General features: G+C 59.4%; 9 protein-coding genes, 1 tRNA gene and 2 pseudogenes. 6 read left to right on the top strand and 6 right to left on the bottom strand.

Features of this window, described 5'->3' with window-relative positions; translation table 11 throughout:
• Positions 1-28 precede the first annotated feature (28 nt).
• Entirely contained in the window at positions 29-1,210 is a 1,182-nt protein-coding gene (manA, locus tag F1563_RS07490; protein WP_036958470.1) for a mannose-6-phosphate isomerase, class I, read from the top strand.
• A gap of 505 nt (positions 1,211-1,715) precedes the next feature.
• On the top strand, positions 1,716-1,907 hold the full coding sequence (locus tag F1563_RS07480; protein ID WP_002528862.1) for a hypothetical protein: 192 nt from the start codon (positions 1,716-1,718) through the stop codon (positions 1,905-1,907).
• Between the two features lie 33 nt (positions 1,908-1,940).
• Here the strand turns inward: F1563_RS07480 and F1563_RS07475 are convergent, their stop codons facing one another.
• Entirely contained in the window at positions 1,941-2,387 is a 447-nt protein-coding gene (locus tag F1563_RS07475) for an Asp23/Gls24 family envelope stress response protein (protein ID WP_002528863.1), read from the bottom strand.
• Positions 2,388-3,164: 777 nt separating this feature from the next.
• Here F1563_RS07475 and F1563_RS07465 point away from each other — a divergent pair.
• The 3 genes and pseudogenes from F1563_RS07465 to ulaA all read left to right on the top strand — a co-directional run bounded on the left by F1563_RS07465 (position 3,165) and on the right by ulaA (position 6,131).
• On the top strand, positions 3,165-3,647 hold the full coding sequence (locus F1563_RS07465; RefSeq protein ID WP_172623616.1) for an S-ribosylhomocysteine lyase: 483 nt from the start codon (positions 3,165-3,167) through the stop codon (positions 3,645-3,647).
• An 82-nt stretch (positions 3,648-3,729) separates the two neighbouring features.
• Positions 3,730-4,492, top strand: a pseudogene (locus tag F1563_RS07460) (PTS sugar transporter subunit IIA).
• 47 nt (positions 4,493-4,539) lie between these two features.
• Positions 4,540-6,131: pseudogene (ulaA, locus tag F1563_RS07455) on the top strand (PTS ascorbate transporter subunit IIC).
• Between the two features lie 286 nt (positions 6,132-6,417).
• On the opposite strand, the gene F1563_RS07445 reads toward ulaA, so the two are convergent.
• Positions 6,418-6,768, bottom strand: a complete 351-nt coding sequence (locus tag F1563_RS07445; protein WP_007433331.1) for a hypothetical protein — start codon at positions 6,766-6,768, stop codon at positions 6,418-6,420.
• A gap of 251 nt (positions 6,769-7,019) precedes the next feature.
• Here F1563_RS07445 and F1563_RS07440 point away from each other — a divergent pair, with 251 nt between their 5' ends.
• On the top strand, positions 7,020-8,426 hold the full coding sequence (locus tag F1563_RS07440; RefSeq protein ID WP_172623649.1) for a hypothetical protein: 1,407 nt from the start codon (positions 7,020-7,022) through the stop codon (positions 8,424-8,426).
• Between the two features lie 901 nt (positions 8,427-9,327).
• On the opposite strand, the gene F1563_RS07435 is transcribed toward F1563_RS07440, so the two are convergent.
• The 4 genes from F1563_RS07435 to cobT form a co-directional block, all read right to left on the bottom strand.
• Positions 9,328-9,400 (bottom strand) — tRNA-Thr (locus F1563_RS07435).
• Between the two features lie 79 nt (positions 9,401-9,479).
• Positions 9,480-10,244, bottom strand: coding sequence for a helical backbone metal receptor (locus F1563_RS07430; protein ID WP_002528874.1), 765 nt, complete (start codon positions 10,242-10,244; stop codon positions 9,480-9,482).
• Positions 10,241-11,074: an adenosylcobinamide-GDP ribazoletransferase gene (locus F1563_RS07425; RefSeq protein WP_002528875.1), complete on the bottom strand. Its 834-nt coding sequence runs from the start codon at positions 11,072-11,074 to the stop codon at positions 10,241-10,243. The genes F1563_RS07430 and F1563_RS07425 overlap by 4 nt, the downstream gene beginning before the upstream one ends.
• Positions 11,071-12,741, bottom strand: coding sequence for a nicotinate-nucleotide--dimethylbenzimidazole phosphoribosyltransferase (gene cobT / locus F1563_RS07420; protein WP_002528876.1), 1,671 nt, complete (start codon positions 12,739-12,741; stop codon positions 11,071-11,073). Before cobT ends, F1563_RS07425 begins: the two co-directional genes overlap by 4 nt.
• Positions 12,742-12,804 lie beyond the last annotated feature (63 nt).

Raw genomic sequence — 12,804 nt, 5'->3', positions numbered from 1 at the left:
AACGATGCGACACGATGAGAGGCACACTATGAAACGCCTGACCGGAACGGTCCGGACGTACTCCTGGGGCTCCTACGATGCAATCCCAGACATCCTTGGAAAAGAGGCTGACGGACAGCCCTGGGCGGAATACTGGCTGGGAGCCCATGAGACCTCGCCGTCAGTCCTCGATGGCATCTCACTGACCGATTACATTCACACCCACCCCGACGAACTCGGCGATCGCAGCCGCGACGTCTTCGGTACCCGCTTACCGTTTCTCCTCAAGATTCTCTCGGCCCGCCACCCGTTAAGTCTGCAAGCTCATCCTGACGCCGCGATGGCACGGACTGGATTCATCCGAGAGAACCAGAGCGGCATCGACGTCAACGACCCCCACCGCACCTTCGTCGACGATTGGCCCAAGCCCGAGATTCTCGTCGCCCTCAGCGATTTCGAGGGGCTGTGCGGGTTCCGCGATCCGCACGAAACCCGCCAACTCTTTGATGGGCTCAACATCCTCACCCCGACTGACCCGCTGTTAGGATCGCTGACCGAACGTTCCGGTTCAGCCGCCCTTGCCGAAACCTTCCTCGACTGCCTCGCCGGGGACGGCATGCGACGTCAGATCGCCACCGAGGTGGTATCGGAAGCTGTCAACCATGTGGGAGAGGACACACCGCTGGGAGAGTTCGCTCGCACCGCTGTCGAACTCGACGAGTATTTTCCTGGAGATCCCTCGATCCCGGCGGCACTCATGCTCAATCGAATTCACCTGAAACCGGGGCAGGCGTTGTCCGTACCGCCGGGGCTTATGCACTCATACCTATCGGGCACGGGCATTGAGATCATGGCTGATTCCAACAATGTCGTGCGTGGCGGGCTCACCGACAAGCACATCGACGTCGACTCACTGATCCAAATCGTCTCCTTCCAGCCCCAGCCACCACAAATCATCGAGACCGAGGAGATCGAGCACGGAGCCCACGCATATCCCGGCATCGCCAACCAGTTTCGGCTATGGAAACTTGACCTCGACGCGACTCGCCCGGCAATGCTGCCTGCCACCGATCTGGCCCGTATTCTCCTCATCACCGGAGGATACGCCGTATGCTCTAGTTCAGGCGACACCGAAGAAGTGGTCCGTGGACAGGCCATGTGGATCCCAGCGAACGAACAGATCCAGGTCGACGGCGATTGCGACGGATTCCTAGCCGCTGCTGGAGTGTGACGGACACACCCCAGGCAGGGAACCCGCTACATTACAGACGGCCGACAGCTGCCCAAATCATATCAACAAGGCGAAAAGGCTTGTAAGCCAGTTTTCGACATATCTGATCTATCTGCCGTGCTGAGCCCCGAACCCCAGAGCAGCCACCGCCCGAAAAACACGAGGGATCCGATGGCGACCGCTGAGCCATCCGCGACGACCGAACCCGAACAAGAAGGTGATCATTATCTTCATGCACGCCATATTTGCTGGGCCCTCAAACCGGTTTTGGAGGAGATCGCCACGGATTCCCCAGCCAAGAACCCCAATATCCTGTCATATTGCAAGAGCAGACGACTTCCCCACCCTGCATACCAAGCCCCAGACCCAGATCGCGGCCACCTCCGCTCCCGCCTTGGCCCAGGTCTACGAGAACCGAGCCACCGAACACCGAGATACTGGCAAGATCGACGAGCTCTACAAGGAGGTCGAGAAAGATATCGAACTAGCCGACAGCAAAACCTGAATGTCGCCATTCAACAAGTCCCTCATGATGATCTACCGCAACACCAGGATGGTCCTCGACGCCCTCGTCGAGGCCTGCCGGATCATCGGAACACCGCGCATTATTGCCCTGCACGGGTTCCATCCGGAACGGTTTGACGTGCCCGGATCGGTAACCGTCCTGCCCGAGTTGAGTGAATCCATCACGGTGTGATGTGGGCGTTGACGACGCTTGGAGTTCCCCGGTTCACGAATGGTTGCTGGCGTCTTTCTGACGTTGCAGTGCCCTATCAAGGACAGGTTCGGTGGCGGCCGTGATAAGTGTCACCACAATGGCAGCAGAAAAGGCACAGATAGCAGGGTGTATGAGAGCGGAGTAAAACCACCAGAGCACCAGAAATGCAAGGGATTCGTGAGTGACCTTGTTGACCACAGGGTGAGCCAATGGCGCAAAGAGCCTTGCGAGCACGCCCATGAGCAGGGAGACACCCATCCCCATGGCGAACAGCGCCACCCCACCGACAATGACAGTTTGCCACATCCACGGTGAATCTAGATCACACCCGGGAAAAACCAGGGCAAAGATTGCTGGAACCATAATAAAAGGCGCCATGACAAAAACGATGACACCAAGGAAAACGGCACCTGCACCCAGCATTCCTACCAGGTCATCGAATTTTTTGAGTCCTGCCATATCCAACCTCACCCTAAGAAAAGCACGATCCAATCTGCAACCGCAGCAGCAACATCGTATGGGATTCTTGCCTTGGTTACGACGGAGATGATAGAGGCTTTTCCCAAACTTGTGTATACTCAAGAATATCTGCGATTTTGTTTGCCCACGGCCGGATTTTGGCGGGCAACTTGTGAATCGTGTGGCGAAGCACGAATAGGACAGCTTTACGCCCCCAAGACACCCAACTATACGTGGTCACTTCGGGAGAGTTCACCACTCCTGCGACTGGCATTCCACGATGCGATCGCAATACTCCAATATCACCAACACGATCAGTACAAACAGAGACGCGAGCACCGTCGGCATAGCCTAGGTCATGACGATCCGACATGGATCGCATCATCGAGATAGCGGTTTGGCTCTTGCCAGATACTGTCTCCGCATACGCGACTACAGACGTCGATCCACCAGGAACACTAAATAGTGCCGCAAGGGTAACCGTCGCCACTGTAGTTGAGACGAACTTCTTTGTTCTCATGGCTGTACTTTTCGAGCGAGATAGCTTCATAGCCCGCGATAGTTAGGTAACCCTTGCTTACGACAATAGATTGTATCAGTGCGCCCGTCAACCCCTGCTAGTTGACCGATCCAGGAGTGCAGTCGAAGCGGGGCGCTGTCTTACCCGCTTTTCGGGTCGGGCCATGGAGCAACCGCATAGTTCATCATCACGCGAATCAATCTGTTCTACGAACTCAGTTGCTCGCCTTTGCTGCGTAGAGAGTCGATCAAACTGACGTGCGAGAGAATGGGATCATGGCACACAAGATGAATGTCGAGAGTTTCAACCTGGACCACACCAAGGTCGCGGCACCCTTCGTGCGGGTGGCCGACGTCAAGCATCTGCCCGCCGGGGACGTCCTCACCAGGTATGACGTGAGGTTCTGCCAGCCCAACCGGGAGCATTTAGAGATGCCTGCGGTGCATTCGCTCGAACACTCCTTCGCCGAATGCGTGCGAAACCACTCCGAGTCCGTCATCGACTTCGGGCCGATGGGATGTCAGACCGGGTTCTACCTCATCATGGTTGGTGAGCCAGATGTCCCGGCCACGTGCGAGCTCGTCGAGACCACCCTGCGCGACATCCTGAAGCTCGACACCACCCCGGCTGCCAACGAGGTGCAGTGCGGATGGGGAGCCAATCATTCTATCGAAGCCGCCCGGAAGGCTGCCCAGACGATGCTGGACCACCGCGATGAGTGGGAACAGGTAATGGCCTGATTGAGCCGGGGCACCCTTCCCAAGCATATGGTGTGGGTAATAGGATAAAGTGTCTCATTCTTGCGCCGATGGAAAGGTTACAGTGATAAACTTAACCAGTATTTTACCTTCGGAGGCAATTCGACTCGGAGTGCAGGCCCTTGACTGGCAGGGCGCCATTCGTCTTGCTGGCGAATTGCTGGTTACCGCTGGCACGACCGCCCCGGAATACACCGAAGCTAATGGTCGACAATGTCAGGCAAAACGGTCCTTACATCGTCGTCGCCCCCGGGTTCGCACTGGCCCATGCCAGGCCGGACTCCTCAGTGCTGTGGACAGGCATGTCGTGGATACGTCTTGACGAGCCGGTGGCATTCGGCCATGAGACGAACGATCTAACTCTAGTAGCAGGACTCGCAGCCACAGACGCCTCTGCCCACCAAAATGTTCTGACCGCGTTGGCGAGCGCACTGGCCGATCCAAACAGACGCAACGCCCTCGACACTGCGACGACCCCCCAGGAGGTCGTGTCGATCCTCTCCAACGAGGCCGGACACCGTTCAACTGGGGCATCGGCATCCCGAAACCTCTTGCTCACAGTCTGCGGCAACGGATTAGGTACTAGCTTGTTCCTCAAGAACACTACCGAACAAGTTCTCGACACCTGGGCATGGACCCCATACCTGTCGGTTGAGGCGGCAGACACTATCTCAGCGAGAGGGCGCTGCAGTGAAGCAGACGCCATTCTGACGTCGGGAGCCATTGCCCAGACCCTCGGTGAGCTACCCATTCCCGTCGAGGTTATTGACGATTTCACATCAATGTCCCAGGTTGATGCCGCGTTGCGCCGCATCTACGACGTCTGATCGCCGACCACCAGCCATTCCGCCCGCATCGTCCCCGGAGGTCCTCCATGAGCATCGCCCTGGCCATCGTCCAGTTCCTCGTCAGCGAGATCCTCAGCGTCCCTGCCTTCCTCATCGGCATCATCACCGCGGTCGGACTGGCAGCTATGCGCAAATCCGTCGGCCAGATCGCCGATGCTGCTATCAAAGCCACCCTCGGTTTCCTCTTGATTGGGGCCGGGGCAGGACTAGTCGTCAACTCTCTCGGACCGTTGGGAAAGATGATCGAAGGAGCGCTCGGAGCACACGGCGTCGTACCTACCAATGAGGCGATCGCCGGCATAGCCCAGCAACAATATGGATCCCAAGTCGCATGGATCATGCTCGCAGGGTTCCTCATCTCACTGTTACTGGCCCGCATCACCCCACTCCACTACGTGTTCCTCACCGGACACCACATGCTGTTCATGGCAACCCCCATCACCATTGTCATGGCATCGTCATCAATGCCCACCCCCGTCACCATCGGACTGGGATCGCTACTGCTGGGGGTGCTCATGGTGAGTCTTCCCGCTCTGGCTCACCCCTTCACACGAAAGGTCACCGGCGGCGAAGGCATCGCCATCGGACATTTTGGTACCTCGGCCTATATCGCCGCTGCCGCCACCGGCCGCTTAGTCGATCCGCACGGAAAGAGCCAGTCGACCGAGAATATCAAGGTTCCCGAAGGCCTGCGGTTCCTTCGAGACTCCATGGTGGCGAAAGCACTGTCAATGGTTCTTATGTACGTCATCATCGCCATTATCTTCCTGGCTCGTCGCGGCAAGCAGGCCGCATTCCAGACGTTCCTAAAACCAGCGACCGACACCGGGAACTACATCATGTCGTCGGTCACCCAAGGGCTCGAGTTCGGCATCGCGGTGGCCGTCATCCTCTTCGGCGTCCGCACCATCCTCGGCGAGCTCATCCCTGCATTCCAAGGGATCGCCAACAAGGTCGTCCCCGGAGCCATCCCGGCACTCGACTGCCCTATTGTCTTCCTACGCCCAGAATGCCGTCCTCATCGGATTTATCTCCTCATTCATCGGGGGACTAGTGGGATTAACGATCCTCGCGACCGTGCTCGCCGGCATTGGGGCTCGCCCTGATCCTGCCCGGGCTCGTACCCCACTTCTTCACCGGTGGAGCCGCCGGAGTCTACGGAAATGCAACTGGCGGACGACGCGGCGCGGTTGCGGGAGCGTTCGTCAACGGTCTACTGGTGACCTTCTTGCCAGCTTTCCTCCTCAAGGTTCTTGGGCCGTTCGGTTCGGCCAATACGACCTTCGGAGATGCCGATTTCGGATGGTTCGGGGTTCTCATCGGATTCAGGGCTCGAACCGGCACCATCCCAGGGTCCATTATTCTCGCCCTTATCGGTGTCGTCATCCTCGGCGCCGCCATCGTGGTACAGCGCGGGGCCGTCACCGCCGGTTGGGATCCAGCTCCGGCACGACGATCGGCATCCTCTGGTGTGACGGCCGTCGTCATGACCCAGGACGTGAGCGCTGGCCAAAGCGAAGCCGTGTGTGTAGCAACAGCATCTACGAATCACGACCACCGCATCACTCCTCCTATCGGGGCACCAAAACCTCCATCCCGGGATAAGTTGGGGTTGTAACAACCTCCGCGAACGGTATCGAAAACAGAAAACCACCCAAGCGATAAGACCGTTCTCTGCGGGTCGATGGTGGATTCATGCAGCACACTGTGGATGAGCCACTCGCGTGCTAGCGTCCCTCCAATGGTTAGCGGTTCCCTAAAAACCCTTGCGAAGGGCGGTGCCGCGATTAAACGGATAGAAGGCACCATGAGTCGCCAATCTCGGCATCCGCCATAGTTTCATCGCGCATTCATGATTCACTGACGTTGAATGATGACTTACCAGACACCAATCCTTCACGCACCTAACACCAAAATGGTTGCATATATTTTATCTGTTCGGCGACGAAGGAGACGCCAACAATGCTCATCTCAAAGCGCCCTATAAAACTGGCTGCGATCGTCATGTCGCTCATCCCTGTCGCCGCCATATCGGCCCCATCCGCTATAGCGGCATCGACATCCAACGACACCGCTATCTCACCGCAGGACCAGGCTGCTCTCACCGATCGTACCGGCCCGGCAACATCACCTATGACCCGAACGTCGCCCAAATGGTCGACAACGAACTCGACCCGGATAACGCACATACCGTCCAATTCAGGCGGATTCCATTCATCAGATGACCGAAACGAGCCAGCCCCGAACTGAATCACTCGACAAGGAGACGATTCACATGAAATCACACAAGCTACTCACGATCGCCGTGGCTGCAGTCATGGCCACATCCGGACTCGGTACCATGATTCCTTCCCAGTCCGCTCATGCGTCGGGACCATCGCAGGAGGAACAGGCCCAACAGATCGGCCCCAAGACATGTGTGTCCTTCCTCGGACGCCCCGGCAGCTCGGGACAATTCCCCCTCGGGATCATCCCACCGAACTGGGGGACCAACGGTTGGCAGCGAATGGGCTCTGCCAACCGCCCCGATTTGCCCAGCAAGGTCGTCATGCGGGACAACAACGAGGGTTTCAACCAGCGCATGGATTTCGCCCTGCGTGACGGCAAAGTCTACGGACGTTTCCAATCCGAGAACCAGTGGCGTCACGTCGACACGCCACCCTGCTTGGATGGGCAAATCTCGGCCATCTCCGTCAATGACGCCATGCTGGTTGCTGTCGATTCGAACGGATGGGTCTACACCCTTAATAATCTGCTCTCCTCCCCTAAGGATTGGGGCTGGTTCCGGGCGTGGGGCAGCCCATTCTGGTTCGGACGCGGCCTCAAACTCGACAACCACGACCAAGGCCGGTGGGCCCTGTCCCTCATCGACAACCAGACCGACCGCACCTATCGCGGTGTCGACGGTCATGATCACCCAATCTCGTTGGCGATGTGCACCGAGATCATGATGGTCTCAAAAGACGGAGCTCACATCTACCAGCACGATCCCTGGCTGCAGAACGACTACTCCTTCGAAGCTTCAACCCCGTACAACTCGAGGTTCCGTGTGCACTCCATGTCCGCGTCGGGGTCAGTGGCGCTGATCACGAATGATCACGGCGACATGTTCACGAGGCTCTGGGACTACGACATCGCCGGAACCGACCCGGCCCAGTTCCGCTACACCTGGCAGGACCAGAGTAATCTTCCCAGTCCTTCCACGTGGCTGCAGGGCAAAATCAATCCCCGCTACGCTGCCATTAAGCTGCCACCGGCCGGATGGAAGCACCAGCCGAAGGTCCCTGGCGAGATCACCGACAGACTTACTGTGGTGTCCACGGCTCCCGGATCACAGAACCGGGAGCTGCGTGTCGAAGGACGTCGTGACGGCCATACCGGTTACTGGTCCAAGATGATTGACGCGAAAACCTGGACGTTCGTACCCACCGATCAGAGTCTCAAGGGCAAGTCCCTTGACAACCCGCAGCGCGATACCTCGAAGGTGGGTCTCGGGTCTGCCAGCGGAGTTCACTACTCGGGAAGCCTGCAGGGCGCGGCAACCATTGATATCAAAGACTTCGCTTACCAGTCGACGACACGGACGGTTGACCTCAAGATCAGCGGAAAGACTTACCCTGTGAAGCTCCATTCGATCGACGGCCGCCTCAAAACAGCCATTTCCATGCTGAGCCCCCGCAAACGCGGACTCACCGATACCCCGCGTTACTACGACGCCGCCATTGAGGTCCCCGACTCTTACCTCGAGGATCCGAATTTCTCGTCCTTCATGAAGGGGTATATGAGGGGAGAAAAGGTCCACGAGGTCTACCTAGTGGTGACCAAGGACTCGTTCAAGGTGATCAACGACAGACACCCCGGAATCGCGTTACGTCTCGGACGAAACGTTTCCATCCTCCACCGGGTCAAGTGACGCAATCCCCGCCTGATGGCGCTGGCGCTTCAGCGTCGGCGTCATCATGGTGGTTGCTCGCGCGGAGAAGTGTTCTGCACCTAAATTGGAGGCCGATAGAATGATTGATTCTCGTGCTTGACCTTCGAATCCTGTTATGGCAGCAGGGGCAGCAATGTTTAACGCCTCTAGACGTGAAATACAAGAGCCCCGAGACTTTCGCTCGTGAAGCGAGCGGACCTGATCAAGCTCATCCAACCGATGGGACAAGGACCACTAATTGGATGTCCCATACGCCGAAGGCAGAAACCACACCAAAGTCAAGGTGACCGTGACAGCCGGTCGGGCCACTGGTAGGCCATCGATGTACCCCAGATCAAAGAACTTTTCACCAGGCCCGACAATTGGACCATGTGCAAACCATGGTTGTCGGCGCAGCTGGAATGCTCACTAGGTAACCCGCAAGCAGCTTCCAGGTCTGCATGGACACAACGGGACCGTGCAGAGACGAATTGTCCGCTCACGAGGAGGCCAGCGGACAAGCTGAAGCAGCAGCCAAGCGCGCCATGCAAGCTTCACGCGATGCATTGGCTGCTATGCGCGCTGATGCCTCGCCAGCTCGTGGTACTACCACCCCGATGTAGGTCGCCCCGCAGCGGGTCAGCCAGTTGAGCCGTTCATGAACTCATGGCATCGGTCATGGAATGGTCTGATTGACCTACTCCCTCCACACTCGGAAGCCGCATGGACTCCAGTTCGGTGTCCACCACTGACAGGAGACGGCTCCGTCATCGCCATCGGGGAAACTCGCCTGACCGGAGAGTGCCGCTGTCGGGATACACCCGTTGGGACGTTTTACAGACAGCTACAAATCCCGACGATGACGAGACTCCCCAAATGGCCTCTGGCCAGGGATTTGTTGAGCCTCTGACAGGATTCGAACCCGCGACCATCGCTTTACAAGAGCGGCGCTCTACCAACTGAGCTACAGAGGCCTGCCGCCTCATGGCGACGTGGGACATTGTGGCACATCTGCCGACTATGCGTCATCAGCCCGGCCGACAAGGTGTGTCGTCAGGCTATTGCCCGGGCAAGATACCGACGCGCACCCACCATGGACGGGCCGTACCACGCGAGCTTTTGGCCATCAACCAAACGCACGTCAAGGCCGGGGAAGGCAGATACATCGTCGGGACCGAAGTGGTACGGCTCGTCGGGAAGGATGACGCGATCAGGATGCGTCGAAATAAGCTCGGACAACTCGGCATGGGGATAGCGAGACTCCCCCGGCAGGTCGATCAGCTCTACCCCAACCCGCCTGAGTGCATCGGCGATGTAGGTGTCTTTTCCAACGCAGATCCACGGATCTCGCCACACCGGGACGACGGCGCTGCGGGTCTCACCGGGCCACGGTTCATTCCACTCCTCGCCGGCGTCGTGTAGCCACTGCGGTTTCCCGCCGTCAAATCCCTCCTTGAAGAGTCTCGTCAGGCTGGAAATCGCCTCCGGTACGGTGTCGATGCACGTTACCCACACTGGCACTCCCGCCTCGCGCAGCATGGTGACGTCGTGCTCACGGTTTTCCTCTTGATTGGCGACGACGAGGTCCGGACGAAGGCCGATGATGGCCGGCCGATCAGGGTTCTTCGTCCCCCTGACCCGAGCCACCTTGTGCCCCACGACCTGTTCGAGATTGGCCGGACGGATGCAGTAATCAGTACACCCCACCAGGACGGTGGGACACGTCATCGCGATGGCTTCGGTAATCGATGGCACCAAGCTCACCACTCGCTGCACCGACCCTACCATCGGCACCTCGACACCAAGATCGTCGATCATGACACCACCGCCACTGTCAGCGCCGACAAAACCCAAAACGTCATCTGGGTCACTTCATTAATGCTTCCAAAAGTGTCCCCCGTCATCCCGGACAAGCGTCGCACCAGATGATGAATCCATCCTCGCGCGATAAGCAAAGTCGCCGCAGTACAGCCAAGGGCCACCAGGCACCACACCCAACCTCCAGCCACCAATCCGGCCAAGACACACACGCAACTCACCGCCGTGAGGTTGATCGTCGCGGACCTCGGCGTCGTCACTCCTGCAACCAAGGACCCAAACCCGCCCGGGCGGGCACATGGCACTCCGGTCATCGTCGCGAAGAGAATGGCGGCACGACCTACCGTAGGGCCCAGTCCCACCAGAATCGCCACGCGCCACCATGCTCCCGGTCCAGCGGTTCCAGCCAGGCTCACTACAGCGGTCGCGTCAACGAACAGCACCAAGACGATACTGATGACGCCCATCGGCCCGATATCGGACTTCTTCATGATCTCGAGAGCCTTCCCTGGTGCCGCCCGGGACCCCAAACCATCAGCGGTATCAGCGACCCCGTCCAGATGGAAGCCACCCGTCGCCCCAGCCAACCAGCACAGGGCTAGCGCCCCAGCAAGCCAGGACCCAGCACCCATTACCAGCACGAGAGCGACGATCCCTCCCGCCACCGCGCCCAGACACAAGCCCAGCCACGGGAAAGCGGTAATGGCACGACGGGCCAGCGGGCGGTCAACGTTGCCCAGGTACGGCCCAGGCAAGATCGTAAAAAGGGACAATGCCTCGGCAACCCCACGCAGCGGCCCGAGCCTCCTAAGATCCATATGTGGGGTCATGCCCACCTCTTCGGGATCCCGGCCACACACATCCACACCTCATCGCAGGCCTGCCCAACAGCGGCGTTGAGTCGCCCCAACTCGTCGCGGAAGAGCCTCCCGGCCGGAGTGTCGGGCACAACCCCCATCCCGACCTCGTTGGAGACAAAGGTGACGTCGCGACGAGTACGGCGGATAGCGTCCGTCAACTCATCGACGTGGCCTTTCAGATCATTTTGCCAAGTCTGGTCGCCGGGGGCGGCAGTCCAGGCACCAACCTCGTCAAGAATCCGCGTCATCCACACCCCGAGGCAATCCACCAGCATCGGGGATTCATCGTCGGCTAGCAGCACTGAGGCGATGTCGGTGGTCTCGACGGTGTGCCACGTCGCCGGGCGCCGGGCCTGGTGCAGGCGGATTCGCTCCTCCCACTCGGCGTCGCCAGAATTGCGCTGGGAGGTCGCGACATAAGTGACACAGGAATCACGGGGCAGTCTCGACTCGGCAAAGGTCGACTTGCCCGACCTCGCACCACCCAGAATTAGCGCCCGGCACGGGGGAATGCTCGCTTGGACAGCGTCGGGAATGTCCGTCTCCCCGCTCACCTTGATGTCGGTAACCTCGGCGTCCTCAAAGGTGGCCATCTCGTTGAGGATGTGAGCGCTGGCCTGCACGATCGGCAGGGCCAGGATGGCCCCGGACCCCTCCCCCAGCCTCATGCCGAGGTCCAACAAAGCGGGCAAGCCCAAGGCAGAAGTTGTCGCCGTAATTCCCGGCTCGGCGCCCGCATGGCTCGTGATGACGAAATCTCGCGCCCTCGGACAGATCGCGGTAGCCGTCAGGGCGGCAGAACAGGCGATGACTCCGTCAATGAGTACGGGGATCCGCAACGAAGCCGCAGCCAAGATAAAACCGGTCATGGCAGCGTGTTCGAGACCGCCTACCTTCGCCAACGCCTCGACCGGGTGCTCGGCGTCGGGTCGGTTGACCTGCAGGGCGCGAGCGACGACACCGATCTTATGCTGGTGACGACGATCGTCCGACCCGGCTCCTTTTCCGGTCACCTCGGCGGGTGGCAGCCCGGTGAAGACGCTGATGAGGGCCGATGCCGGAGTGGTGTTGGCGATTCCCATCTCCCCGGTGACAAGGATGTCAGCCCCCTGCTCGACGGCCTCCACCCCAGTCTCAATACCGACCTCGAGGGCCTGGACAGCCTCGTCAAGGCTCATCGCTGGCCCTTGGGAAATGTCGTCAGTGCCGCGGCGCACACACCGCTGCCGGATTGGGGCGTCCACCTCGTGACGAGCGCCGACGTCGGTAATCCACAGCTGCGCACCCATCTGGCGCGACAGCACGCTGATCGCCGCCCCGCCAGCTGCCATATTGACCATCTGCTGGGTGGTGATCTCCTGAGGATCCGGGGAAACACCTTGCGCCCATACCCCGTGATCACCGGCGAACAGCCCGACAACTGGGTGGCTGGGCACCGTCTCTGGCACCTGCCCGTACATTCCTGCCAAGCGAATCGACAGATCCTCCAGCAACCCCAGCGATCCCTCGGGTTTGGTCAGAAGCTGTTGGCGGGATCGCGCGGCCTCCAGGGCTGTGGAGTCAGCTCCTCGGATGGCCCGCACTGTGCGTGCGAGCAAGCTTTCAGCAGATAGGGACTCGGGCAGGCGGGCCATCATGCTCCATCGTCGGGGACGCCGCCGCATCCCCCGGGTCTGTGTCCTCGCAGACCCGGGCGCCAC

The organism is Cutibacterium modestum, from assembly GCF_008326345.1.
GTDB classification, from domain to species: domain Bacteria; phylum Actinomycetota; class Actinomycetes; order Propionibacteriales; family Propionibacteriaceae; genus Cutibacterium; species Cutibacterium modestum.
This window is presented reverse-complemented; position numbering and strand designations above follow the sequence as displayed.